The 25,024-nt window shown below is 43.7% G+C and carries 21 protein-coding genes and 2 pseudogenes; 10 read left to right on the forward strand and 13 right to left on the reverse strand.

Going from position 1 to position 25,024, the window contains the following annotated elements; translation table 11 throughout:
• Positions 1-222: 222 nt before the first annotated feature.
• The 11 genes and pseudogenes from A4G20_02055 to A4G20_02105 form a co-directional block, all read right to left on the reverse strand.
• Positions 223-798, reverse strand: a complete 576-nt coding sequence (locus tag A4G20_02055) for a hypothetical protein (protein QIW15210.1) — start codon at positions 796-798, stop codon at positions 223-225.
• A 53-nt stretch (positions 799-851) separates the two neighbouring features.
• On the reverse strand, positions 852-2,048 hold the full coding sequence (locus A4G20_02060) for an FAD-dependent 2-octaprenylphenol hydroxylase (protein QIW15211.1): 1,197 nt from the start codon (positions 2,046-2,048) through the stop codon (positions 852-854).
• Position 2,049: 1 nt separating this feature from the next.
• Complete coding sequence (locus A4G20_02065) at positions 2,050-2,775, reverse strand: acyl-phosphate glycerol 3-phosphate acyltransferase (GenBank protein ID QIW15212.1); 726 nt, start codon at positions 2,773-2,775, stop codon at positions 2,050-2,052.
• 347 nt (positions 2,776-3,122) lie between these two features.
• Complete coding sequence (locus A4G20_02070) at positions 3,123-4,835, reverse strand: proline--tRNA ligase (GenBank protein QIW15213.1); 1,713 nt, start codon at positions 4,833-4,835, stop codon at positions 3,123-3,125.
• 125 nt (positions 4,836-4,960) lie between these two features.
• Positions 4,961-5,614, reverse strand: coding sequence for an ATP-binding protein (locus A4G20_02075; protein QIW15214.1), 654 nt, complete (start codon positions 5,612-5,614; stop codon positions 4,961-4,963).
• Positions 5,611-6,408, reverse strand: a complete 798-nt coding sequence (locus A4G20_02080) for a sugar ABC transporter permease (protein ID QIW15215.1) — start codon at positions 6,406-6,408, stop codon at positions 5,611-5,613. Before A4G20_02080 ends, A4G20_02075 begins: the two co-directional genes overlap by 4 nt.
• Positions 6,408-7,520, reverse strand: coding sequence for a capsule biosynthesis protein (locus tag A4G20_02085; protein ID QIW15216.1), 1,113 nt, complete (start codon positions 7,518-7,520; stop codon positions 6,408-6,410). The genes A4G20_02080 and A4G20_02085 overlap by 1 nt, the downstream gene beginning before the upstream one ends.
• An 18-nt stretch (positions 7,521-7,538) precedes the next feature.
• Positions 7,539-8,725: pseudogene (locus tag A4G20_02090) on the reverse strand (sugar ABC transporter substrate-binding protein).
• A 65-nt stretch (positions 8,726-8,790) separates the two neighbouring features.
• Positions 8,791-10,029 (reverse strand): hypothetical protein, encoded by a 1,239-nt coding sequence (locus A4G20_02095; GenBank protein ID QIW15217.1) that lies wholly within the window; start codon positions 10,027-10,029, stop codon positions 8,791-8,793.
• Positions 10,030-10,037: 8 nt separating this feature from the next.
• Positions 10,038-11,249: a hypothetical protein gene (locus tag A4G20_02100; GenBank protein QIW15218.1), complete on the reverse strand. Its 1,212-nt coding sequence runs from the start codon at positions 11,247-11,249 to the stop codon at positions 10,038-10,040.
• Positions 11,250-11,269: 20 nt separating this feature from the next.
• On the reverse strand, positions 11,270-12,529 hold the full coding sequence (locus A4G20_02105) for an acylneuraminate cytidylyltransferase (protein QIW15219.1): 1,260 nt from the start codon (positions 12,527-12,529) through the stop codon (positions 11,270-11,272).
• Positions 12,530-12,814: 285 nt separating this feature from the next.
• Between A4G20_02105 and A4G20_02110 the strand changes: the two genes are divergently transcribed.
• The 3 genes from A4G20_02110 to A4G20_02120 all read left to right on the forward strand — a co-directional run bounded on the left by A4G20_02110 (position 12,815) and on the right by A4G20_02120 (position 17,111).
• Positions 12,815-13,669: a hypothetical protein gene (locus A4G20_02110; GenBank protein QIW15220.1), complete on the forward strand. Its 855-nt coding sequence runs from the start codon at positions 12,815-12,817 to the stop codon at positions 13,667-13,669.
• A gap of 86 nt (positions 13,670-13,755) precedes the next feature.
• Positions 13,756-15,795: a capsule biosynthesis protein gene (locus A4G20_02115; protein ID QIW15221.1), complete on the forward strand. Its 2,040-nt coding sequence runs from the start codon at positions 13,756-13,758 to the stop codon at positions 15,793-15,795.
• Positions 15,796-15,881: 86 nt separating this feature from the next.
• Positions 15,882-17,111 carry a capsule biosynthesis protein gene (locus A4G20_02120; protein ID QIW15222.1) on the forward strand — a complete coding sequence of 410 codons (1,230 nt, stop codon included), beginning with the start codon at positions 15,882-15,884 and terminating at the stop codon, positions 17,109-17,111.
• Positions 17,112-17,141: 30 nt separating this feature from the next.
• Here the strand turns inward: A4G20_02120 and nhaA are convergent, their stop codons facing one another.
• Positions 17,142-18,314, reverse strand: coding sequence for a Na(+)/H(+) antiporter NhaA (nhaA, locus tag A4G20_02125; protein ID QIW15223.1), 1,173 nt, complete (start codon positions 18,312-18,314; stop codon positions 17,142-17,144).
• 156 nt (positions 18,315-18,470) lie between these two features.
• Here nhaA and A4G20_02130 point away from each other — a divergent pair, with 156 nt between their 5' ends.
• The 3 genes from A4G20_02130 (at position 18,471) to A4G20_02140 (ending at position 20,349) form a co-directional block, all read left to right on the forward strand.
• Positions 18,471-18,917 carry a hypothetical protein gene (locus A4G20_02130; GenBank protein ID QIW16829.1) on the forward strand — a complete coding sequence of 149 codons (447 nt, stop codon included), beginning with the start codon at positions 18,471-18,473 and terminating at the stop codon, positions 18,915-18,917.
• Positions 18,918-18,990: 73 nt separating this feature from the next.
• A complete protein-coding gene (locus A4G20_02135) occupies positions 18,991-19,518 on the forward strand; it encodes an inorganic pyrophosphatase (protein ID QIW15224.1) in 528 nt (175 codons plus the stop codon).
• Positions 19,519-19,587: 69 nt separating this feature from the next.
• Positions 19,588-20,349 carry a deoxyribonuclease HsdR gene (locus tag A4G20_02140; protein QIW15225.1) on the forward strand — a complete coding sequence of 254 codons (762 nt, stop codon included), beginning with the start codon at positions 19,588-19,590 and terminating at the stop codon, positions 20,347-20,349.
• Between the two features lie 317 nt (positions 20,350-20,666).
• On the opposite strand, the gene A4G20_02145 is transcribed toward A4G20_02140, so the two are convergent.
• Positions 20,667-21,518, reverse strand: coding sequence for a thymidylate synthase (locus tag A4G20_02145; GenBank protein QIW15226.1), 852 nt, complete (start codon positions 21,516-21,518; stop codon positions 20,667-20,669).
• A 61-nt stretch (positions 21,519-21,579) separates the two neighbouring features.
• Here A4G20_02145 and A4G20_02150 point away from each other — a divergent pair, with 61 nt between their 5' ends.
• From A4G20_02150 to A4G20_02165, 4 genes and pseudogenes are all read left to right on the forward strand, one after another.
• Positions 21,580-22,110, forward strand: a complete 531-nt coding sequence (locus A4G20_02150; GenBank protein QIW15227.1) for a hypothetical protein — start codon at positions 21,580-21,582, stop codon at positions 22,108-22,110.
• A 422-nt stretch (positions 22,111-22,532) separates the two neighbouring features.
• Positions 22,533-24,262 (forward strand): annotated as a pseudogene (locus A4G20_02155) (DNA primase).
• Between the two features lie 76 nt (positions 24,263-24,338).
• Entirely contained in the window at positions 24,339-24,650 is a 312-nt protein-coding gene (locus A4G20_02160) for a transcriptional regulator (GenBank protein QIW15228.1), read from the forward strand.
• Positions 24,647-24,952, forward strand: a complete 306-nt coding sequence (locus tag A4G20_02165; GenBank protein QIW15229.1) for a transcriptional regulator — start codon at positions 24,647-24,649, stop codon at positions 24,950-24,952. The genes A4G20_02160 and A4G20_02165 overlap by 4 nt, the downstream gene beginning before the upstream one ends.
• The last annotated feature ends 72 nt before the right edge of the window (positions 24,953-25,024 follow it).

Consider the following 25,024-nt stretch of genomic DNA (forward strand, 5'->3'; position numbering starts at 1 on the left):
AGCTCCCCCGCAAGCGGAGGGAGCGAAAGTTATACGGAATATTGATGAGACTTCCCTCCACCCGCTTGCGGGGGAGGTGCCGAAGGCGGAGGGGGATTTAGCTACCTTAGCAAATTATCAATAATCCCTAGGGTAAACGTTACCCTAGGAGAACAAGATTTAAACAAAAGAAAACCCCACGGCCTTAAAAGCAGTGGGGTTTGGTTTTTCACTTAAAGGTGATTATTTGGCAGCAGGGGCTTCTTGTTTTGGAGCAAAACGGGCTTGTAATTCGTTTTGGACTTTTTGCAGTTCAGCTGCTTTGGTTAAGAGGGTTTGTTGCTTTTCAGCCACGGCTTGTTGTTTCTCAGGTGTATCAGCCTGTTGGGCTTCTTTGGTGAAGTCTAGGGTTGTTTTTAAGACTTCAACCACGCTGTCTTTGAAAGATTTGACTTGGGCATCTTTCACATCAACCGCTTCGTATTTAGCAATCACTTGTTCCATGGTAGAGAAGTATTCTTTCACGCCTGCTTCAAGGGCTTCTTTGTTGCCCGCTTGTTGGGCTTCAACGATTTTTTGTTGAACCGCATTTAAGGCTGGGGTGAACTCGGCATCAAGACCTAAGACTTGTTGGAATTCTGCTTGGGCAGCGTCCGCTGGGTTGGCAGCAGGGGTTTCTGCTTTTGGTGCAGCAACTTCTGTTTTGGTTTCTTGGGCTGCTGGTGCTGTCGTTGTGGCAGCCTTATCAGCTGGTTTATCACAAGCGGTTAAGAAAAGGGCAACAAGTGCAGCGGCACTGATTTTGGTAAATTTGTTCATTTTAGTTCCTAACGTTGATTAAATATTCACAAAAAATGTGAGGTTTTATTGTATTACAGATGAGTAGGCAAACCAAGTGCTTGTTTGAGCAGCTGGTTTTTCACCGGCCTAAGCTGATTGGTTAGGCTAAGGCCCAAGCCCCGCACCAGTTTTTTTACTGGGTGATCATCTGCAAACAGTTCCTTTAAGACCCCCATGCTGCCTAAAAGTTTCACGGCCTCTACTTTTCTTTTGCGTTCAAAGCGTCTGAGGTGGCGGTAGTCGCCGATATCATGGCCTGCGGCCAGGTGTAGGGCTAACTCTTGGGCCAGGCATTTTGCATCGGCAAAGCCCAAATTCACGCCCAAGCCTGCCAGCGGGTGGATGGTATGGGCGGCATCACCAATTAAGGCCAGGCGGGGCTGGGCGAAATCCCGTGCATAGCGGGCAACAAGCGGGTAAATATTGCGAGAACCTTGCAAGTGGCAGAGGCCCAGGCGGTTGTCAAAGGCGATGGTCAGTTGCTTGTTAAAGTCGGCTTCCTCACAGGCCTGGAGAGCGGCAGCCCTTTCAGGTGGCAGTGACCAGACAATGGAGCATTGATGCGGATCCTTCATGGGCAAAAAGGCCAGAATGCTATCAGGGGCAAAAATTTGGCGGGCGGTTTGCTCATGAGGTTCTGCTGTTTTGACATTACAGACCAGGGCGGTGTGTTCATAATCCCTAGAAATGAGGGGAATATGGCTTTGGTTTCGCACCCAAGACTGGGCGCCATCAGCCCCCACCACCAATTTGGCCGAGAGCATTTGCCCATCTTCAAAGGTGAGAAAGGCACCGTTTTCGCTGATGCCCAGCTTTTGCAGCTTGTCAAAAACAAATTCCACATTGGCCTGGGTTTTGACCTGCTCATACAGGGCGTGTTGGATCTGCTGGTTTTCAATAATAAAGCCCAGTTGATCTAGGCCCAAGGCCCGCAGGGCAGGGTCTTGGTTATCAAACTGGATCTGGGCAAAGCTGTCTTTTTCCCAGACCTCCATCTGATCATAGGGCGAGCGTTTTTGAGCAGGAATATGCTGCCAGGCCCCGATCTCTTCCAAAAGGCTTTGGCTGGCAAAATTGATGGCGCTGACCCGATTGCTGGTTTGTTCTAAATTGAACTGGGGCGGAGCCTGTTCCACCAAAATAATGCGGCAGTCACAAGCTGCCAGCTGGCCAGCTAAGGCCAGACCCACCATACCAGCACCGACAATAACAAGATCTGCACTTTTCATACTAGGCCTGCTTATCCAGTTGGGCAATTTCGGCATCCAGTTGGGCAATCTTGTCGGCCATTTTTTGCTGGCAGAGGTCAATCAGCTCCCGCAGGTTTTCACGGCTATAGCCGCTGGTATCAATCGGGTCCATGGCCTCGCAAATAACCGTGCCATTGTTCCAGCGGTTTAGATCCACCTTATTATGTAAGGAGGAACACACAATCGGCACAATGGGCACGCCGGCGGCAATGGCGGTGTGGAAAGCGCCCGTTTTAAAGGGCAGGAGGCCACGACCACGGCTGCGGGTGCCTTCAGGGAACATCCAAACCGAAATCTGGCGTGCCTTGATAATATCAGCCACCTTGTTCATGGTGCCAATGGCGCTGCTGCGGTTTTCTCGGTGAATAAAAATATTGCCTGTTGCCCAGTAAACCAGGCCAAAAAAAGGCACCCAAATCAGGCTTTTCTTGCCGACCGACACCGTGCGAGGCGGCACCATGCCGGCAATGGTCACCATATCATAGTTGTTTTGGTGGTTGCCGATGTAGATAGCGGGTTGGTTAAATTCAGGCTTTTCCCGGCGAATAACCTTCAGCCCCACTAGCGGATGCAAGGCCCCAAACATACGGGCCACCACGCCCACCGAGCTTGGGTGGCGCAGGCGGCAAAGGGCATAAACAGAGCCAACCACAGACACCAAAATGGCCGCCAGGGCGACTAGAATAATACGGAGGAGTTTTAGCATAGTTGCTCCTTGTGCAAGCGGTTAATTTTTGTGTGGAATTTGCAAATTTTTGCTTAAATTTAGCCGCTTGTTTTATCTTTTAAGAAAAGATAGCACCTGCTTTTAGGCTACAACTGTTCAAAACATCAGAATATGATTAAACGTGATTGGTAGGGACGCATTGCATGCGTCCGTAAACAAGACCTTAATCAACTTTGATGAAACATAAATATCGCAATGGACGCATGCAATGCGTCCCTACAAAAGGTTATTTAAGTTCAATGACAAGGTTTTGAACAGTTGTGGCCTCCAAGTTGGTGCTGGTCTAAGGCACCAGCGAGGACGCTGGCGCCAGCATGTTATTGAGATTAAAGCTGAATTTGTGCCTTTAAGAAGGCCTGCACCTCATCCCGCTTCACCATGACTTTTTCCCCAGTGCGGCGGTTTTTGTATTCGACTTCGCCGTTTTCTAGGTTTTTCTCGCCAATCACGATAGTGTGCGGCACGCCGATCAGCTCCATATCAGCAAACATGACACCCGGGCGTTCCTTGCGGTCGTCAAAAATCACATCCACATTTTGGGCCTTAAGGCTGGCGTAAAGCTCTTGGGCAAAGGCTTGGACTTTTTCTGACTTGTGCATATTCATTGGCACGATGGCAACAGTAAACGGGGCGATTGGATCTGGCCACTTAATGCCACGCTCGTCAAAGTTCTGCTCAATGGCAGCCGCCACCACACGGGTCACACCAATGCCGTAGCAGCCCATGATCATGGTTTGCGGACGGCCGTCTTCGCCTTGCACAGTCGCTTTCATGGCTTCGGAATATTTGGTGCCAAGTTGGAAGATATGGCCAACTTCAATCCCACGTTTGATAAGCAGCGTACCCTTACCATCCGGGCTTGGATCGCCCTCTACCACGTTGCGTAAATCGGCCACTTTTGGCAGGGCTACATCCCGCTCCCAGTTGATGTTGAAGTAGTGCTTGCCGTCAATATTGGCCCCTGCACCGAAGTCGCTCATAAGGGCAACACTGCGGTCGATAATGGCTGGAATATTGAGGTTCACCGGGCCAAGTGAGCCAACGCCCGCACCGATTTTGGCCTTGATTTCCGCCTCATCCGCAAACTCAAAAGGCTCGGCCACCTCTGGCAATTTCACCGCCTTGATTTCGTTGAGCTCGTGGTCACCACGGATAATGAGTGCGACCAAAGGTGCTTCCTCACTAGCCCCCTTCACAATCAGGGTTTTCACCGTTTTCTCAATCGGCAGGTTGAACTGTTCCACTAATTCGTGAATGGTTTTGGCATTTGGGGTATCAACAAGCTGCATTTCTGCCGTTGGAGCTTGACGCTCGCCCACGGCAATGGCTTCGGCCAATTCAATATTGGCGGCATAGTTGGACTCGGTGGAAAAGACGATGTCGTCCTCACCGCTTTGGGCCAGCACCTGGAACTCGTGCGAGCCTGTCCCCCCGATGGAGCCAGTGTCTGCCTGGACTGGGCGGAAATCCAAACCTAAACGGTTAAAGATATTGCAGTAGGTTTGGTGCATAACCTCGTAGGTTTCTTGCAGGCTTTCATAGCTGGTGTGGAAGGAATAGGCATCCTTCATGGTAAATTCACGGCCTCGCATGACCCCGAAACGTGGGCGGATTTCGTCACGGAATTTGAGCTGGATTTGGTAAAGGGTCAGTGGCAGCTGTTTGTAGGAGCTGACTTCACGGCGAACCAGGTCGGTAATCACTTCCTCGTGGGTTGGACCTAGCACGAAGGGGCGGTTATTACGGTCGGCAAAGCGTAGAAGCTCAGGGCCATAGTCGTCCCAACGGCCGGATTCTTCCCAGAGTTCAGCTGGCTGGCTAAGCGGCATCAGGGTTTCAATGGCCCCGCTCTTGTTCATTTCTTCACGGATAATGTTGGTGACCTTATTGAGCACCCGCACACCAGTTGGCAACCAAGTGTAAAGGCCAGAGGCCAGCGGGCGGATCATGCCTGCTCGCAGCATTAACTGGTGGCTGACCACCTGAGCATCATTTGGGGTTTCTTTGAGGGTTGAAAGTAAATATTGACTGGTACGCATATTTTTCCTAGTTGAATTTGAAATTTGGGCCTATTCTAAAACAAAAAGAGGGTTGATTTTACCGATTTTTTGCAAATGGCAACATAATATAAAAAAATCAGGCATAGTCAAACTATGCCTGGGGTTTATTTTTGGCTTTCGTTGTAATACTTGTAGGCATCATCCATATTGGGGAAGTGGTGCATCATGCCATTTTCTAAGACGACGGCATTATCGCAATAGGACTTCATGGCGCTAGGACTATGAGAAACCAAGATAATGGAGCGGTCTTTGCGTTTTTCAAAAAGCTCATACTTACATTTTTCAGAAAAGCGTGAGTCACCTACGGCGATAACCTCATCAATGAGATAGCAGTCGAATTCCACCGAAAGTGAAAGTGCAAAGGCCAGGCGGGCTTTCATCCCCGAGGAGTATTTTTTGACAGGTTCATAGAGATAGTCACCTAATTCAGAAAATTCCTTGGTAAAGGCCGTGACATAATCGACATCAACATCATATAAACGGCAAATAAACCGTAAATTATCCATACCCGTTAGGCTGCCTTGGAAGGCCCCGCTAAAGGCAAGGGGCCAGGAAATGCTCATGGAGCGTTGAATAATCCCTGAGGATGGCGCTTCTACACCACTAATCAGGCGAATGAGGGTGGATTTACCTGCACCATTTCTGCCTAAAATACCAATTTTTTCGCCCTTTTGTAGCTCGAAATTGACATCATTAAGTACGGTTTTCCAGCCATTGCGGGTCTGATATTTTTTGCTCACATGTTGTACGCTAATCATGCGGGTTCCACTCCCTTGCTAAATTGCTTCACCATAAGTAATCCGATAAAGATCAAGACTAAATCAGTAACCAAGAGGAAATAGGGATCTTCATAGGTAATAACGGTTGAGCCAAAATATCCTTTCCTAAACATTTCTGTTCCGTGGATCATTGGAATCCAAAGCAACTGTTCCCTAATTTGGCTGGGTAGGTTGTGGACAAAAAAGAAGGCGCCAGATAAGGGGAGAAGTATAAAGCTAAATGTACCCCAGAGTTTGCCAAAAACATCAAAATGGTAGGCGATAGAACAGATAATCAAGCCCAAGCCAAAAGCGAAGAAAGCCATAAGCATCCAGGCTAAAAGCATATAGAACATATCATAGGGCATGCTAATCCAATCTAAGGCAATAAACAGCGCAGTAATAATGATCTGAGCAATGCTTGCCCCTGCAACTTCTAAGAGCACCCGTGTAAAAATGGTATCTAAAACTCGGACATTGCGGTGATAAAGTAAGCTAGTATTGGCTGAAATGGCACCGATAGCCCTGTTTGATGCATTACGCCACATCATGGCCATTGGGTAACCTGTAATCACAAAGGCAATGATATTCAGCGTAGAATAATTGTCCGCACGGATAAGCTTCCACATAAGGGCGATCATCAAGGTCATTAGCAATGGCTCAACAAAGAGCCATAAGAAGCCGATATTTTTTCTCCCATAACGTGTAATCACCTCCCGCATTAAGAGAGCACCGATAACCCGGCGTTGAATGCGGAAGGAATCTCCTAGGGAGGTTTCATCTCCGTATTTCATTAGTTTTTATGCTCTCTTACACTGGCTAAAAGTAAACTAAGCACACCATATAAAATCAGACCAATAACAAAGGTGGCAATGATATTGTAGATACGGTGGGGTTCAAAAGCCCAGTCTGGTTTACTTGGTTGGTTAATAACTTCCAAATAGAGTTGTTGGCGATCTGCCTCACCCTTGGCATTTTGATAGGAGGTCATGGCAGCGGTGAGTTGCTGTTGAGCAAGCTCATTGGCCAGCACCAAGCGTTGGTAGTCAGCCGTTTGGGTGGCAACTGAATTATTTCCACCAGAAAGCTGTTTAGACTGTTCTTCTATTTCCTTTTTGAGGCTACGTTGACGCATTTGCAAGGCGCCAACTTGAGGGTTATCTGGTGTAATAGAGAGCAGTTGAGCAAGCTGGGTTTCCACTCGGATAAGCTCACTTTTTAAACTCGAGATTAAGGTAAGTTGCACGCCTGATTGAGCAGGTAAGTCAAAAATGCGATTTTTAATGCGATACTGACTCAGTTCATCGGCGGTTAAATTGACATTATTTTGCGCTTCTTGAACCGCTTGTTCTGCAAACTCAATGGTATCTTTTCTTGCCCGCTCATTTAGGCGGTTAATTAAGGTTTCCCCCGCTTTAAGTAGTCTTTCATTGATCTGTTTTCCTTCTTCTGCTTCAAAAGAGCGAACGCTTAATGTTGCGATGCCTGACACAGAATCAACATCCACCGTAAGCCGATCTCTAAAGTAGAGATAAAAGGCCTCTTGCGAATCATTAAGGCCTAAGCCATTGAAACGGCTAAGAATATCCCCCTTGTTAGTATAAAACTCTCTTACTGGTAAGGTGCTTTCTAATTGCTCCAATGCCGTGCGAGAACGCATATATTCTTGAACCGAATAGGTATCATCTTGAGAACGTGCAAAGCCTGACCCCTGCAATAAGGCTCCAACGCCAGTTAAAGAGGCCTGGTTACGAGGCGAACGCACCACAAAGCTGGATTCAGACACATAAATATCTGAGGCAACTAGCCCAAAATAAACTGCTGAAAACAGGGTTGGGACAATAACGGTTAGCCATAACAAGGGGTTAAGGCGCTTTCTTTTTTTGGTTTTTTTGACTTCTGACATATAGGGTATCCTGTTAAATTAGAAGGCTCTAATAGAATTGGTTGTACTCGTAATTGGCGTAGTAATTGAGAAGATCATTCTCAAGAATTTTTGGAATTCGGCCAATGGTGCGTTAGAGACATAGACGATGTCCTTATCTTCGATTGGGAAACGTTGTAATAAGAACATGGTTTCTGGCTCAAGCAGATTAGCTCGGAAAACGGTTGGCACCTCCATGCCCATACCGTAGCCTTTGGCAGCCCATTCATTTTGTTGGGCGTAATCTAGCTGGGCAAAAGGCACATGGCGGAAGATAAACACGCCACGCGGGTCAGAGCGATCGTCAATTAGACCGCCCATTTTACCAATGGCTTCAGCCAAGGTAATGCCCTGGCTGGAGAAGCGTACTTGTTGGTTGTTGCCAACAGCACCAAGGCCCGTGAATTTATAAGGCGTATTCAATAAAGAGAGGACATCACCAGCACGAAGCGTGATGTTTTGAGTAGGATCTGCAATCAATGTTGAAAAAGCTAAGGTTTTTACCTGATAGCCACGGGTTAATTGCACAGTCACATCTTCAATATTTTCGGTTGTCCCCCCCACAGCGGCCACGGCGTCAAGTACCCGTTCATTATTGGCGGTTAAGGGCATTCTCACGGTGCTGCCCTGGCGAATAACTGTGACATCGGCTGAATTATTATTGGCAATTTTGACCAGGGCTTGCGGCTGATTGGCCTTACGCTTCAACGCCCCTACGATTTGATTTTGGATCTCTTCAGGGCTTTTGCCTGCAACCCGAATGTTGCCCACAAAGGGAACAGTGACCGTACCATTCTTATTGACCATTTGCGCAGGGAGTTGGGTTAAATGCCCACTACCCTGGCCTTCTGTGCTGAAGGTGCCACCAAATAAGACAGCAGGGGGGCTTCCCAAATCGAAATTTCTAAAACATCACCAACATTGACCTTGCCTGCATAGCCCGCATTGCCAGATATGCCATCAAAGCCTGAAAATTTTTGGTTTTGTTGGATAGATAGTAAGTGCTGGACGACAGTATCATTAAGCTCAACAAGATTGACTTTAGTAGCCAAATCAGCGCTCTGTCTATTGTTGTTGATGTCTAATATGGCCGAGTGACTAGGCCCTGAAGTTGGTAAAGAGGAGCAACTTGCTATAACTAATGATGAAGCAAGGCTTAATATTAGTTTGATTTTTTGTAATTTCATTTATATGATCTCTTATAAAATAAAGGGTACGTTTATTAAAGAATGTTTGGATATTGGATAATATATTATTTTCTATCACACCTAATATCATTTTCTTTTTTAAGCTTTAAATAAGCATCTACTAAGAACCCTTTTGGATTATTTATTAGCTTCCGAAATTTTCTAAATAAAATATTTTTCTTGGGAGATGACAAGTCTATTTCGGGCAAACAATCATTCTTACTATACACCATGTTTTTAATGTTATGCATTACCTTTTTAATCTCTAGATGTAATATTTCATTCCTGTTTAAGGGGAAGTCTATGTTATCTTCAAACCAATCTTGATTAAGATTAGAGAGAGGATTCTTAAGTATGTTATCCATTGGATGTATTATACCACTATCTATAAAATGATGCATAGCATATTTCTCTTTAACACCAATGTTACCTATAACAAGAGAAGGGATACCATAATATAATGCTTCTAATAGGACTGTAGAAGATATTGACATACAAAGATCTATTTTAGGGAAAAGGGTTTCTAGGCTCTCATCAGTGAAAAAGAAATTATTTACTTCTTTTAAATGTGGAGTTTCACCTATTAACTCGTAGTATAGCTCTTTATATGGGTATTTATCTAAGTGTATAGTTGTTTCTTTGTTTCCAGCCAATCTAGTTTTAATAAAAAATTTTTTATCAGGATTGTTGATTGCAAGATATATGATTTTGCTTAAGATAAAAACCCTTTCATTCTTGCTTTCAGGGTATTTCACTTGGTCTATAAAAACAATGTTTTTTATGCCATTCTCTATTTTTTTAGAGTAAGCCATTCTAAGCTGTTCATTTATATTAATAAGGCCATAATTGAAACTTGTAGTATTAGTATTATAAATGGTACTTAGTTTATTTATTCTATCTAGGTCAGCTTTGGAGTTTGCTAGAATTAGGTCTGACTTTAATCTAGCAAGGATGCTATCAGTATGTCCAAAAATGACCCCGGGGAAAATAGATAATATTAGAGGTCTATCATGATCTAAGGGAGAAAAATATCGGTAATATGACTCAACTATTTTTTGAAAAGCCATATTTCCCACTGATAATATGATTATATCATAGCGTTTATAATTTTCTCTATTTAAAGTATGATATTCAACCTTGGCATAGCACTGTGACTGGCTTTCCATAAGCTGTCTTTCAGACACCTGTTTTCTTTTCACGGGGTATAGACATAAATCAATATTGCTATGGTTAATCCTTTGTGCTAATTTCACACCAGATTTTAAAAAAGAGTCATAGGTAGCAATAATAAGAACTCTGTACATATATTGCCTCAAATTTGGTCTGATTTTTCTATAAAATCGATATTTTTAAATCTTTTAAGTATATGAAAGTGCTCATCTGATTCTTTAAATGTTTTATCTGAATACTCAAGTTTCTCTAGCATATTGTCCTTTAATAAAGGATATATTGATGCAGATAAAGAGTTTTCTGATATTTTTTTTCCATATATAAGACCTGTAGATGTTAGTGCAATAATAACTTTTGGCTTAGCCTGGCTAATCAGCCCTTCAATTAAGAAACCATACTCATCAAGGAGTAGTATTTTATTAAGTAGTCCTTTTTCTTGGATCTTATTGAACAGCATATTTTTTAGTTCAATAGGATCTTTCGGATGCAGTTTAATGAAAACTTTTGAATTGTATTTTTGGCTGTATTGTGACAATATATTTAATAATCCCTCTGCATAGATATCATGAGGGAATGGATATCTTTGGTTTAGGAATAAAATATCATTGTCTGTAATGTTGTATTGATTAATTATATGAAATATCTTGTGGTCTGGCTTTATATCTTCATATAGAAAAAACTCTTTCTTTTCCTTTATTTTAAATACAGGGTCTAATAACTCAGGGAAGACTGCATAGACTTTATTAAATTCAGAGCATAGACCTATAGCTGGCCTTAGTTGCCTAAGAAGGAAAAAGTTTTTAATTAGGAAAATAGATTTTTTTTCTTTTGCTGTGAATGATGATTTAAGTGTATTAATTGCCTCATTATAATCTTTATACTTATAAGTGGCTGTTCCTTCCTCTATGAGATTGAGCTCAATTTTCTTTTCTTTTGCCAGAGCACATAATAGGTTATAATGTTTTTCAAAGCTTAATATAAATAATCTATGAGGCTTTATTTTGTCAATCATGACTCTATAAGAGTTATTTATTATTGTTAATGCTTTGATATTAATAACATTAGGGAAAGAAGGTATTTTTAGTAATAAAATTGTATTAAATAGTGCTTTATTTGCATTTTTTTGAACTAATTTTGGCATTTCTAAGTTTTTTTTCGTATATATGATGACCAATACACAATTTAAAAATTTTTCTTTCTTTATTAGCCCTTCAACTTGAGCTAGCTGCCCTAAATGAGAAATAACAAATAGATTTTTTGTTTTCTTTACATATTCTAGATAGTTACATTTAAACATCCAAGAGTCTTGTAAAAATTTAATCGGATCTTTAATTAGTTTTTTAAATTTTTTCATAATTATCCTTAGGTAAAAGTTTAGATATGTTTTTCTATAATCTCTCTTAATAAGTCATATCCTTGTTCATTTAAATGTAGGCCATCACTACTTAAATCATTTCTGAGCTTACCATATTTATCACTAAAATGAGGATCTAAAGTAATCCAAATATGATTTTTAAGATTTTCTTTCAAATATTTATTCAGTAAGCGGATGTCGTTGTTGTTTCTATCTATTTGTAATGCTACCGGCATTATTTCTAAGAAGTGAATTTTCACATCGTGTTGAATAGATATCAAGTGATTAATTATATTTTGAATATCTTGTAGTATACTATTATCTGACCAGTTATTCTGGAGGATGTCATTTATCCCTAGCATGATAAAAACTTTATTTCCTAATTCTTTTATCAGTCCTTTGTTTAAAATTAAATCTAAGTATTGTTTGGCTGTAATACCAGATACACTTAGGTTATTAATTTTTTCTTGCTTTAATTCCTGAGCATCCCATCTTTCTAGTATAGAATGGCCAATAAAAGTTATTGGTTGGCAAGTGTTGAATTTTTCATGTTTAGCTAGAATGTTATGGTGGATTAATTCTAGTATGCCGTTTTCTTTATTTCTCTTTTGAAGGATAAAGTTAAAATACTCAAAATCAACAGATTCATCTATATCGATTGATGATTCTTTATCCATAAAGTAAGCGATTGATCGTTTTCCATAAAAGTGTTTATGCTGCAAGTATTCTGCAGGTTTAGCACTAAAAATAGCACCATTTGGGGAAAATTCTGGGTGGTATTGTTGGCGAGCATAGTTTGAATAATCTAACACGAAGTGCTTTAAACTTTGATCTTCATCAATTTGACGCGTTAATGTTGTTGGCTTATGTGCATCGCTGACAGATACACAAAAATCAAAATTTTCGAAATTTTCTTCGAATTTTTTATTTGCTTCTTGGATGTGTTGAGCTGTACGCAACGGTGAGGTGGGTTGTAATAGGACAAAATAGTCGATATATAAGGATGCATATTGATTTAGTACATCTTCAATAACAACAAACGAACTAGCCTTATCTGATGCGAGATGCTCAGCTCGTTTGATAAACTCTATAGGGTAGTGGGATAGTAGGTCGATATATTCTTGGGAATCAGTGCTAACAATGATTTTCTCAAATTCTTTAGATTCTATAGCAGCTTCGATGGTGTATGCGATTAAGGGTTTTCCATTGGCAAGTAAGACATTTTTGTTGGGCAATCCTTTTGAACCAGAGCGTGCAGTGATGATAGCGATTTTTTGCATAGTTAATGTTCTCAGCTTGATGAGTTAATACATGATTTTTCGCAAATTATAGCATGTATAGACGCAACTATGATGTACTACTTTGTATAGAATGATAAAATTTGTAAGGAAAGCATGTTTTCTTATACATATATATTCTTATACATACCTATAATGTTAAAAACCATACCTCTCTTATGTTAGAGGATGGGAGCTACTAAAGAGCATTTACTCTCATTGCTGCTAATGATATGCTATGTGACACTCGTTAGTGCGTAAGCAAAAATAAGAAACAAAGGGCATATGATGCAAGAATTGGATATTGGTTTACCTAAATGTTACAAAGCGGCCTACTATGATATAGGCAGTAAAAATCTCTTGATTACTTTTACTCCTTCTAATGGTTTTTTCTTATATCACAGTAAGATTAGTGCCAATAAGCTATGTATCGCTTCAACTACACCTAATTATTATATCTTTAATCCGGGATCTGCTTGTAAAAAGATTATAGACTTTATTAAAGATAAGGCTATTGAAAATATTATTTGCTTGGGCTCTAGTAAGGCAGGCCTGGCGAGTATTTTATGGGGGCAGATTTTATATGAGAAATTAAAGAATACTCATAATGTTTTTGTGTTGTCATTTAGCCCGCAGTCAAAACTCTATCCTTTTAATGAAAATTTATATTTCCCTTCTTATAAGCAGATGTGGAAAACTGCTCAAGTTGATAATGACTTAAATAAATGTCTAATAAATTATGGCGATGTTAATTTGGTATTAAAAGATTCGGATATTCCGGGTATGATTATATATCCAGAGCATAATATGACGGATAAGCTAGAGGCAGAGCGTATCGTAGCCAAAAACATTCGTCTTATTCCATTAAAGAATTACCCATTACATGGGTCTTTTTTGCCTTTTATGCCACAAGCGCAAGATAATGTAAAACTTAAATCTATGGTCAAAAAGCTATATGAGAATGCATTAAAAGATGATGATGTTAAAGCTACTCTTCCTAGTTCCGAATATGAGATATTGAAATTAATTAAACTTATTAATGCACCTAATATCGAAAACTTAATAGATGCAATATTTTTTAAAATAGGAAATGAAGAGCATTTGAATAATTTGAAAAAAATGCAAGACAGCGGCTTTCTTTAAGTTTATGAGAAATGATAACAACGTGGTGCATTGTTTTCTGTTACAGTCTATAGCAGATAACAGCCCTTACAGCCCCTGGATAACTTATGACCTCATCCCTCATCTTTTCTAAGGGGATTAAAACCATCCCCCACCTCCCCTCATTCTTCCCTAATGAGCAGCTTGTCTTTGCCAGTTTTTTCCAAAAACCCCTAGCGGACAAGGTGCTAGGCTGGGGGCTTCGGCCTTCTACCAAAAAAGCCCGTGCTTATGCTCTCAAGCATCATCTCCCCTATGTTGCCCTTGAAGATGGCTTTTTACGTTCAGTTGGCCTAGGTGTGGCGGGTTATCCGCCTTTTGCCATGGTTTATGATGATGTGGGGATCTACTACGATACTACTCGCCCTTCTCGCTTGGAAAACTTGATTTTACAAAGTGAGCTGGATGCCGAGCAGACACAAAAGGCCTTGGATCTAATTATCCAAAACAAACTGTCTAAATACAATCAAGCGGTTGATTTTGAAGGAAAATTTGCAAGTTCTAAAGTCGTCTTGGTTGTCGATCAAACCTTTGGGGATATGGCGGTTAAGTATGGCCAGGCAGCACAGGCCGATTTTGATGCTATGTTGCAAGCGGCTATCGCAGAAAACCCAGAAACCCTGATCTTGGTAAAAACCCATCCTGATGTCTTGTCTGGCAAGAAGCAGGGCTATTTGACCCAACTTGATAAACTACCTGCCAATGTTGAGCTGTTTACGGAGGATGTCAGTCCCCTTTCGCTGTTGGAAAAGGTGGATAAGGTCTATTGCGTGACGTCACAAATGGGCTTTGAGGCGCTTTTGCTGGGGAAAAAAGTGGTGACTTTCGGCCTGCCCTGGTTTGCAGCCTGGGGGCTGACAGACGATCGCCATCCTAAAGCCCTTGCCCTTGCTCAATCAGAGCGACGTGCTAAACGTAGCTTGTTGCAGCTTTTCTATGCGGCCTACTTTGCCTATAGTCGTTATATCAACCCCAATACTGGCCAAAGTGGCCATATCTTTGATGTGATTGACTATTTAGCCAGGGCCAAACAGCTCAATACACGTTTAAGCGGTCATCTTTATTGCGTGGGGATGTCACTGTGGAAACAGGCGGTTATTAAGCCCTTCTTCCGTTTTCCTCGCTGTCACTTGCACTTTGTGCCGAGTGTGGGCAAGTTGCCTTGCAAAAAATGGGCAGAAAACGACCGCTTGTTGATTTGGGGAACGGGCAAGCCTGAGGTCTTGGCCTACGCAGAGGCACACAAGATTGCCCTACTGCGGATGGAGGATGGCTTTATTCGCTCGGTCGGCCTAGGTTCCAACCTTGTGCCGCCACTTTCCTTGGTCTGTGATGATGTGGGGATTTATTTTAATGCCGAGCGGCCTTCACGCTTAGAGCAGATCCTGCAAGAGCAAGTGTTTACACAGGAAGATTTAGACCAGGCAGGCTTCTTACAGATAGCCTTAGTCGAAGAGCATATTGGCAAATATAATGTGGGCGACAGTCAGTTTAAGCTGCCACAAACGGATAAGAAGAAAATTTTGGTGGTTGGCCAAGTAGAGGACGACGCTTCTATTCGTACAGGCTCACCTCAAATCTTTAAGAACTTAGATTTGCTGAAAAAGGTGCGGGAAGGCAATCCTAATGCTTATATCGTCTATAAGCCCCACCCGGATGTGGTCAGTGGCAACCGTGTGGGCCATATTCCGCCTGATCAAGCGGTGCAGTTTGCCGATTTTCTTGCAGAAAAAGCCAATGTGCTAGATTGTATTTTAGCCGTAGATGAGCTGCACACTATGACCTCCTTAGCTGGCTTTGAGGCACTTTTACGAGGAAAAACGGTGCATTGCTATGGCCTGCCTTTTTATTCTAACTGGGGCTTAACAGTCGATCATCTCAAGCTTGAAAGGCGAACTCGGCAGCTTTCCCTCTTGGAACTTATTGCCGGTACCTTAGTCTATTATCCGCTCTATATTGATCCTAACACGCGTCATATGATCAATGCCCAGCAGGCCATCAAGCTTTTAAAAGCACAAAAGCAAGCCTTGAAGCATTCAGCCATTCATCGGCCGTTTTTAGCCAAACAGTGGGAGAAGTTAAAGCAACTTTATCGCACCTTAAAATAGACAATTATGCCAAATTCTTCTATGATTTGAAAAAATCCAAGCAAATAGTTATAAATAAGAATGGTTTTTAATTGGGTGGAAGTAATATGCTTAACCATAATTTAGACAAATTAGTTGAAAATTCGCAAAGGGTTTTACTTTTGCAGGGGCCTATTGGCTCTTTTTTTGCTGATTTAGCTTTATGGTTAAAATCTTATGATAAGGTGGTTTATAAAATTAACCTTAATGCAGGAGATGAGTATTTCTACCCGAATACGATTTATAATACCATTCCTTATCGAGATTCGATTACGCAATTCTATTTAGATCTTTATCATTTTGTTGAAGCTTATCAAATAGACACCTTTGTTTGTTTTGGCGATAACCGTAAATATCATAAAGTTGCCAAGAAAATTGCCTCAGAATTAAAATTAAATTTCTGGGTGCTTGAGGAAGGTTATTTCCGCCCAGACTACATCACCCTTGAAGACAAGGGCGTAAATGCCTTTTCTCTTGTGCCTAGGGAGGCTGATTTCTTTCTCACTCAAGCCTCCTCCCTGCCAGAGCCACCTAAACCGCAAAAATTAGCCAAAGGGTTTTGCCCGATGGCTAAACGGGCTGTCTTATATTATGCCCATGCCTATTTTAAGCGTAAAAAATATCCTAAGTATCAGCACCATCGAATTCTGAATGTAAAATATTATATTAAGCTGTGGTTTATTTCAGGCCTTCGGCGGCTTTCTTATTTTTTAAAAGACCGTTCCTTTGCCAAGAAAATTAATAGTAAGAAAATAGATAACTTTTTTATTGTTCCCTTACAGGTTTATGATGATAGTCAAGTCAGGGTGCATTGTGATTATGAAAGTGTGGGCGACTTTTTAAGGGAGGTTCTCTCCTCTTTTGCCCAAGATGCCCCCTTAGATCTTAATTTAATTGTGAAACATCACCCAATGGATCGGGGCTTTATTGATTATCAAGTATTGATTGATGAATTTGAGGAGAAATACCCTCATTTGAAGGGGCGGATTTATTATGTGCATGATGTGCCTCTGCCAGTATTCCTACGCCATGGTAGGGGAATGGTGACCCTAAATAGTACCAGCGGTATTTCGGCCCTCTTGCATAATATGCCTGTGATTACGCTTGGGCGAGCAAATTATGATTTTGAGGGGCTAACCCATCAGGGCAGCTTAGCGGAATTTTGGCATCAACCACAAGCGCCTGATCCTGATGTGTTTGAAGCCTATCGTAAATATCATTTATACACCACCCAACTGAATGGGAATTTCTATAACAGAAGCTGCTTGAATTATCCTTATAACAACAATGGCGAGTAAGACTCGCCATTGTTTTCTCTTTTTTACCCTTTAGGCTGTGGGTTTGGTGCTTGCTTTCAACAAGAGATAACCCAAGACTGCTGACACGCTAGACCCTAGTAAAATCCCCAATCGAGAAATGGTGGTCACACCGCTTTCGATATTATCCCCACCAAAGGCCAGGCCTGCTAGGAACATGGACATGGTAAAACCAATCCCGCAGAGGACGGAGATGGCGAAGATCTGCTTGAAGTTGATGCCTTCAGGCAGGCTGGCCAAGCGAAGGAGACTGGCGATATAGCTAAAGAGGAAGACGCCAATCGGTTTGCCTAGCACAAGGCCTAAAATAATCCCTAGGGCCAGTGGCGAGCTGAGTTTGTCCAGGGTCACGCCGCTCAGTGACACGCCTGCATTCGAGAAAGCAAAGAGGGGCAGAATAAAGAAGGAACACCAAGGGGCGAGAATATGCTCGAACTCGTGCAGGGGTTCTTCGCCATTTTTGCCCTTGAGTGGCACAGAGAAGCCAATAATCACGCCGGCCAAGGTGGCGTGGACGCCAGATTTAAGCACAGAGGCCCAGAGAACCAAACCAACCAGCATATAGGCACAAAGGCTGGTGACGTTAAAGCGGTTCAGAGCAATGAGGGTGATGACCGCTAGACTTGCAATAATCAGGGCCTGCATACTCATATCGTGGGAGAAGAAAATGGCAATCACGATAATGGCACCCAGGTCGTCAATGATGGCCAGGGCTAATAAGAAGACCTTGAGGGCAGGCGGCACACGGCTACCGAGGAGGGCTACAATGGCCAGAGCAAAGGCAATGTCGGTTGCCATGGGAATGGCCCAGCCGTCCAGATAGGCAGGGTAGTTAGCGTTGATGAGCCAGTAAATGAGGGCCGGCACCACCATGCCACCTAGGGCTGCAAAGAGGGGCAGGCTGGCCTTTTGGTAGCTAGAAAGCGAGCCTTCCACCAGCTCTTTTTTGACCTCTAAGCCTACCAAAACAAAGAAGACCGCCATAAAGCCATCGTTTACCCACATCAAAAGCGGCTTATCAATGCTAAAGGCACCAAATTGCACCGCAACCTTGGTTTCAAGAAAGCCAAAATAGAGGTGGCTAAGGGGCGTGTTGGCCAAGCTAATGGCTAAAATGGCAAAAATCAGCAGTAAAATACCGCTTGCAGCCTCTAATTTGAAGAATTTTTGTAGTTGATTTAACATAGTACTCCTTCCGAAAGGCGATCACCCATTTGGGGTAATCAATAAAAAAACATCTGGTCGTTTTAACATATCTTGCGAAAAGCCGCAAATCTCAATGGGCAGAAAATGGAACACAGCGTACAAAACTTTGATCAATATCATTCAATTTTAGCCAGAATGGCCTGGCAGGCTGAGCTTGGCGACTTGTCTGCCTGCCATCAGGCCTGGCTCTTGTGTGAAGGCTCGCTCACTGAAAAGCTCCAGCAGGTTTGCACCCACTTACAGGTGGAGGTGATCCAAGAGGGCTGGCTTGCAAAAAATCCAGCTTTTTCAACCGCTTGCTGGCAGCGGGATGTCCTGCTCAAATGCGGTTCAACCCCTTGGATCTTCGCCCAAACCATCTTGCCGGCTCAAACCGTGGAACAGGTGGCACAGGCCGTCTTAAGCCTGGGCGATAAGCCTATCGGCCTGTGGCTTTTTCCGCAAAAGCCTCAACGCCTAAGCCTAGAATGGGGATGGGACGCTCAAACTGGCCTCTATGCCCGGCGTTCTACTCTCGATCTCAAGGGCTACCCCCTTGAAATCAGCGAGCTTTTTTTACCCGCCTTTATTTTTGCGGGCTAGATATGGCAGAAGGGCGGATTTCTCGCTATAATCCCTGCGTTTATTCACCCTTAATTTATGAGAGGAAACCTAAATGGGCTTAGAAAATGTACCTGCTGGTAAAGAATTGCCAGATGATATTTATGTTGTAATCGAAATTCCGGCCAACTCTGATCCAATCAAATACGAAGTGGACAAGGAAAGCGGTGCCTTATTTGTAGATCGCTTTATGGCAACCGCCATGTTCTACCCAGCCAACTACGGCTATGTAAACCACACCCTTTCTTCAGATGGCGACCCTGTGGATGTGCTTGTGCCAACCCCATATCCACTTCAACCGGGTTCTGTAATTCGTTGCCGCCCAGTGGGTGTTTTAAAGATGACCGATGAAGCAGGTGGCGATGCCAAGGTGGTTGCGGTTCCACACACTAAATTAAGCAAGGAATACGACCATATTAAAGATGTGGGCGATTTGCCAGCCCTTTTGAAAGCCCAAATCCAGCACTTCTTTGAGAGCTACAAGGCGCTTGAAGCAGGCAAATGGGTTAAGGTTGAAGGTTGGGAAGGCGTTGAAGCGGCCCGCCAAGAGATCTTAGAATCCTTTGAGCGTGCCAAAAAATAAGTTTGTTCATTTTCTAAAAACTGTCAAATAGCCTGCTATTTGGCAGTTTTACTATATGCAAGGAATTACATGAAAAAGTTATTTGTCACGGCCTTAGCGGCCCTGGGTTTAGTGGGCTGTGCCACGACTGAGCAAGTCAATAATCAAGCAGCTCAAAATTATTTGAGCGTTAAGCAAGAAATGTATGCCAAGAGTGCGGTGGACACCAGTTCTACCACCTCCAAACGCATTCAGGCGGTCTTCAATAAAATGAAACCTTATGCCGAAAGAGCCAACCAAACAGGCGTGCCTTTTGATTGGGAGATTTTGGTTTTAAAGTCTGAACAGCTTAACGCTTGGGCCATGGCGGGCGGTAAAATGGCTTTTTACACGGGCTTGGTGGATAAGCTCAAATTAACCAATGATGAAATTGCCGTGGTGATGGGCCATGAAATGGCACATGCTCTCAAAGAGCATTCTAAGTCAGATCAAACCGTTGGCACCATTACAGGCGTGATTGCCTCTATTGGCTCAGCCGTGCTACAGGCCAAGGGTATTCCAACGGGCTATGCGGGCATTGATGGCGTTGGCCTGGCCAAAGATCTGATTATTGATAAGCCCTTCTCCCGCAGCCAGGAAACCGAAGCGGATGAGGTGGGTTTGATGCTTATGGCTGAATCAGGCTATAACCCATCTGCTGCCCCAACTTTATGGGAAAAAATGGCTGCCGCCACAGGCGATACCAGTGCCTTGGGCAGCCTGGTTTCCACCCACCCAACCAATGCTGATCGTCAAGCCAATCTGAAACGCTTGTTGCCAGAGGCGATGAAGGTTTATCAGGCCAGTAGATAAAAAAGAAAAGGGTATCAAATGATACCCTTTCGACTAAGCCCTAGAAGGGGTTAGTTAATAAGCGCTCTAAGGCGGATGACTACATTATAAGTGCTAATTTTGATTTTTCAAATTTTCTAGGGATTGTTGATCATTCCCCCCTCAGCCCTTCGGGCAGCTCCCCCCGCAAGCGGAGGGAGCGAAAGTTCTATAAATATTGATGGAAGACTTCCCTCCACCCGCTTGCGGGGGAGGTGCCGAAGGCGGAGGGGGGCAGATTATCGGAGATCACGATAACCGCAAATTTTATCTAATAATCAACGCCCCTTAGCCATAGGTTACACCGAAAAAGGATACTGAATGCTCGGATGGTACTGATAATTCTCCACCTGGAAATCCTCCAGTGTTACCCAGGTTTCCAGATCTTCTAAGGTCTTAATATCCGGGTTGATAATCAGCTTAGGGGCCTCAAAAGGTTCACGCTTAAGCTGCACATCCCGCATTAGCTCCAACTGATCCTCATAGATATGGGCATTGACAATCTTGTGGAAGGCCTGGCCTGGTTGGTGGCCAGTAATTTGGGCCATGAGGGCCAAAAAGGTATAGCACTGGATCATATTCCAATTAAGACCCAAGGGCACATCAGCCGAACGTTGGGTGCTGTTGAGGTATAAAACACCGTCTAAGAGGGAAAAATGGTGGCTGTGTAGGCAAGGCCGTAAGCAACCCAAGTGGAAGGCGCCTGGATGGTAGAAGGTATAGATTTCGCCCCGGTTGTCCTGGCCACGTTTGAGATCGTCCACAATTTGGCGGAGTAAATCCACACTGCCCCCATCAGGCTTGGGGAAGTTTCGGCCTACGGCTCCATAAACCAGGCCCATATCATCCACTCCCTTGCGGTGGGGGTTGGCCAGCCAGGCAGCGTTTTCATTAGCATTGGCATCCCAGGATTTTGTGCCTAGTTTGCGGAAATCAGCCGCATTATCATAGCCCCGAATATAGCCCAAAAGCTCGGCAATAGCTGCCTTCCAAAAGCTACGGCGGGTAGTGACCAGGGGGAACTCTCCCTTGGCCACATCATAAGTTAAATCCGCATTGATTACGGTCAGGCAACGTTTGCCTGTGCGTTCATTTTCTACCCACTTGCCCTCATTTACGATGCGTTGGCAGAGATCTAAGTACTGTTCCATTTTATTTTCTCGCAAAAACGTTGCATAATGGGGCAGATTTTACAGCAAAGTGAGGTAGATTATGAAATCTTTATTTAGAACTTTTGGCTTACTTTCAGCCCTTTTCGTCTTAACCGCCTGCAGCTTTGGTGGCAAAAAAACAGCCTACCAGCCGCTTAAAGCTTCAGAAGTAGATCAAAAATCCTACGCTGTTGCCTATGAGTCCACTGCTCAAACCTATCAAGATAGAGTTAATGATAGCTATGATATTGAATCCTTTATCAATGGTGTGGATGAGTGGTATAAGGGCCAAGTGAAGCTGCCGGTAGAACAAATCCGAGCTAGCCTGCTCAATCGGATGTTAGACCATGATGTCTATGCCTACTACAGTGGCGTGCTTTTTGCGGCTGACCTGCAAAACAACTTCAACCGCCTCAGCCCTGAATGCTGGAGCCAAACCCATCCAGCTAGTATGACCCAAGGCATTTATGAGGCCATGCAGGGGCTTAAGGCTGGCAAGGTGCGTAATGATGAATACGTCACTAAAGGCTCCGAGCAGTGGCTGCAACTTTGTGTGAAAAACGTTGAAGCCCAGGGCAAGAAGAAAAAGTAAATCAGGTCTTTACTTATCTGCCGTTCTGGTCTAGAATGGATCACCTTTTATCGTTCTCTGTCGCCGTGATTTTGTGCGACAATTTATTTAAACATATTCAATTCCTTGAGGTGATGGCATATGCCAGTAGTTAAAGTTCGTGAAAATGAATCATTTGACGTTGCATTACGTCGTTTTAAACGTTCTTGCGAAAAAGCAGGTTTATTAGCAGAAGTTCGTGCTCGTGAGTTCTACGAAAAACCAACCACAATTCGTAAACGTGAAAAAGCATCTTTAGCAAAACGTCACGCTAAACGTAACGCTCGCGAAAACGCTCGTAGCAACCGTTTATACTAATTTCATTTTCTAATGAAGACATTAAAACCGTGAAACCCTAGGGAATCGCGGTTTTAGTGTTTTTGTTCAGGCAAAAGGAGAAATCAATGGCAGGCCTTATTCCACGTTCCTTTATTGATGATCTGATTGCACGCACCGACATCGTGGCCCTGATTGACTCTCGGGTCAAGCTCAAAAAGGCTGGCCGTAATTACCAGGCCTGCTGCCCCTTCCACCACGAAAAGACCCCCTCCTTCTCTGTCAGCCCCCAAAAGCAGTTCTATCATTGTTTTGGCTGTGGCGAAAGCGGCAATGCCATTGGCTTTCTGATGGCCTACGACAAGCTGGAATTTGTCGAAGCTGTGGAAGAGCTAGCTGCCCTACATAATTTAGAAGTCCCTCGGGAAAACACCCGACCAGACGGCAAGCCCCAGGCCAGCTTTAAGACCCGGCGTAATCTCTATGAACTGATGGAGGCCATTGCTCACTTTTATCAGGCCAATCTCAAGCAACACCAGGCCAGCCAGGACTATTTGGCTAAGCGGGGCCTGTCGCCTGAAATTATCGACCGCTTTGAGCTGGGCTTCTGCCCCAATTCCATGGATACGGTCTTACGCAAGTTCGGCACCAATAAGGAAGAAATCCAAAAGCTCTTTGACACCGGTATGCTGTCGCAGAATGAGCGGGGCATGTATGATCGCTTCCGCAACCGGGTTATGTTCCCCATTCGGGACAAGCGGGGCCGGGTGGTGGCCTTTGGTGGCCGGGTTATGGGCGATGAAAAACCCAAGTACCTCAACTCGCCTGAATCCGTTACCTACCACAAGAGTAATGAACTCTACGGCCTCTATCAAGCCTTACAAGCCCAGGAAAATCCTGACTTTCTCTTTGTGGTAGAGGGCTATATGGACGTGGTCGCCCTGGCCCAGTATGGGATTAACAATGCCGTGGCCTCCCTAGGCACGGCCACCACAGGTGAGCAAATCCAACTGATGTTCCGCTGCACCGAACAGGTGATCTGTTGCTATGATGGCGACCGAGCTGGGCGGGATGCGGCCTGGAAGGCCTTAGAAAATGCCCTGCCTCATTTGCAGGACGGCCGACAAATCAAGTTTATCTTCCTGCCTGATGGGGAAGATCCGGACTCCTTCGTCCGTCAAGTGGGCAAGGAGGGCTTTGAGGCCTATCTGCAAAAGGCCCTGTCCCTGAGTGATTTTCTCTTTAATTCCCTTTTGGCTCAAGTGGATTTGACTACTAAAGAAGGCAAAACTAAGCTAGTAACTTTAGCTGCACCGTTATTGCAAAAAATTCCTGGAGATACTCTTAGACTAAACTTACGTAATACGCTAGGGCAAAAAGTCGGTATTGTGTTTTCTCCTGAGCAATTAGAAAAACTCTTACCGACTTTATCAAAAAAGAAGATAAGCCTAAACTTAAAATAAAGCAAACTCCCATGCGGTTACTAATTGCTCTTTTATTGCAAAACCCAGACCTGGTGCGTTTTGTGCCAGATCTGGCCCCGCTTAAGAGCTTGGAGGAACCGGGCTTTGACCTCTTGGTTGAACTCAGCGACCTTTGCCGGGACAAGGTGGGCATCAGCATGGGCCAGCTCCTAGAACACTGGCGGGAAAAAGAAAGCTACCGCACCCTTGAAATCCTGGCCAACTGGGATCATCTAGTCGCCCCAGAAAACATCGAGAAAACCTTTATCGAAACCCTGGATTTCCTCTATGCCAAACTGCTAGAGCAACGCACGGAATGGCTGATTGCCAAGGATCGCACCACAGGCCTGAATGAGGAAGAAAAGCAGGAATTGGTGGCTTTGATTAGTCAGTAGTAATATTTAGAAGGATAAGTCTTGAGTAAGAGGCTAATTTCCCCTATGATGACTACTTCATTGTAGTAGAGAGCTTATGTATACCGTTGTTGAAACACCCATTTATAGTCGTTTAGCTCAAGATATTTTGTCTCAGGATGAACAAGAAGAGCTGGCCGTTTATCTTGCTACGAATCCACAGGCAGGAGATGTTATTCCCCATAGTTCGGGCTGTCGGAAGGTTCGTTGGAAAAGATCAGGGGCAGGAAAAAGTGGCGGCGTTAGAACTATTTACTTTAATAAATTAGAAGAAGGAGAAATCCACTTATTACTGATTTATGCCAAGGCCAAACATGAAAATATCCCAACCCATATCTTAAAACAACTAAGAGAGGAGTTAGAAAAATGAACCTAGATAAGATCAATGCCAAAGAATATGAATTTTCAGGTGAAGAACTCGGCCAATTACTGTTGGCTTCTGTAAAGCAGATGAAAGCAGGCCAGGTGGGCAAGGTTCACCATGTTGAAAACCAAGCCATTCAAGCTCGTCAGAAAACAGGTTTATCTCAATCTGAATTTGCTCGCATTATGGGGATTTCTGTACGCACTTTGCAAGGTTGGGAACAGGGGCGAAGAACCCCATCAGGGGCAGCAGCTACCTTGCTTAAAATTGCCACTCGCCACCCTGAAACCTTAATTGAGTTGCGATAAGATAGGCTAGGGCATTATCAAACCCCACAACTAATGCTATAATCCATCCCTTTTCCATTAACATACAACACG

It is taken from the genome of Pasteurellaceae bacterium RH1A (assembly GCA_012221805.1).
GTDB lineage: Bacteria > Pseudomonadota > Gammaproteobacteria > Enterobacterales > Pasteurellaceae > RH1A.

What these genes read in the sequence shown, in the direction of transcription:
- A4G20_02055 (QIW15210.1), bottom strand. Translation starts at nt 798, where the DNA reads ATGAACAAATTTACCAAAATCAGTGCCGCTGCACTTGTTGCCCTTTTC.
- A4G20_02060 (QIW15211.1), bottom strand. Translation starts at nt 2,048, where the DNA reads ATGAAAAGTGCAGATCTTGTTATTGTCGGTGCTGGTATGGTGGGTCTG.
- A4G20_02065 (QIW15212.1), bottom strand. Translation starts at nt 2,775, where the DNA reads ATGCTAAAACTCCTCCGTATTATTCTAGTCGCCCTGGCGGCCATTTTG.
- A4G20_02070 (QIW15213.1), bottom strand. Translation starts at nt 4,835, where the DNA reads ATGCGTACCAGTCAATATTTACTTTCAACCCTCAAAGAAACCCCAAAT.
- A4G20_02075 (QIW15214.1), bottom strand. Translation starts at nt 5,614, where the DNA reads ATGATTAGCGTACAACATGTGAGCAAAAAATATCAGACCCGCAATGGC.
- A4G20_02080 (QIW15215.1), bottom strand. Translation starts at nt 6,408, where the DNA reads ATGAAATACGGAGATGAAACCTCCCTAGGAGATTCCTTCCGCATTCAA.
- A4G20_02085 (QIW15216.1), bottom strand. Translation starts at nt 7,520, where the DNA reads ATGTCAGAAGTCAAAAAAACCAAAAAAAGAAAGCGCCTTAACCCCTTG.
- A4G20_02095 (QIW15217.1), bottom strand. Translation starts at nt 10,029, where the DNA reads ATGTACAGAGTTCTTATTATTGCTACCTATGACTCTTTTTTAAAATCT.
- A4G20_02100 (QIW15218.1), bottom strand. Translation starts at nt 11,249, where the DNA reads ATGAAAAAATTTAAAAAACTAATTAAAGATCCGATTAAATTTTTACAA.
- A4G20_02105 (QIW15219.1), bottom strand. Translation starts at nt 12,529, where the DNA reads ATGCAAAAAATCGCTATCATCACTGCACGCTCTGGTTCAAAAGGATTG.
- A4G20_02110 (QIW15220.1), top strand. Translation starts at nt 12,815, where the DNA reads ATGCAAGAATTGGATATTGGTTTACCTAAATGTTACAAAGCGGCCTAC.
- A4G20_02115 (QIW15221.1), top strand. Translation starts at nt 13,756, where the DNA reads ATGACCTCATCCCTCATCTTTTCTAAGGGGATTAAAACCATCCCCCAC.
- A4G20_02120 (QIW15222.1), top strand. Translation starts at nt 15,882, where the DNA reads ATGCTTAACCATAATTTAGACAAATTAGTTGAAAATTCGCAAAGGGTT.
- nhaA (QIW15223.1), bottom strand. Translation starts at nt 18,314, where the DNA reads ATGTTAAATCAACTACAAAAATTCTTCAAATTAGAGGCTGCAAGCGGT.
- A4G20_02130 (QIW16829.1), top strand. Translation starts at nt 18,471, where the DNA reads ATGGCCTGGCAGGCTGAGCTTGGCGACTTGTCTGCCTGCCATCAGGCC.
- A4G20_02135 (QIW15224.1), top strand. Translation starts at nt 18,991, where the DNA reads ATGGGCTTAGAAAATGTACCTGCTGGTAAAGAATTGCCAGATGATATT.
- A4G20_02140 (QIW15225.1), top strand. Translation starts at nt 19,588, where the DNA reads ATGAAAAAGTTATTTGTCACGGCCTTAGCGGCCCTGGGTTTAGTGGGC.
- A4G20_02145 (QIW15226.1), bottom strand. Translation starts at nt 21,518, where the DNA reads ATGGAACAGTACTTAGATCTCTGCCAACGCATCGTAAATGAGGGCAAG.
- A4G20_02150 (QIW15227.1), top strand. Translation starts at nt 21,580, where the DNA reads ATGAAATCTTTATTTAGAACTTTTGGCTTACTTTCAGCCCTTTTCGTC.
- A4G20_02160 (QIW15228.1), top strand. Translation starts at nt 24,339, where the DNA reads ATGTATACCGTTGTTGAAACACCCATTTATAGTCGTTTAGCTCAAGAT.
- A4G20_02165 (QIW15229.1), top strand. Translation starts at nt 24,647, where the DNA reads ATGAACCTAGATAAGATCAATGCCAAAGAATATGAATTTTCAGGTGAA.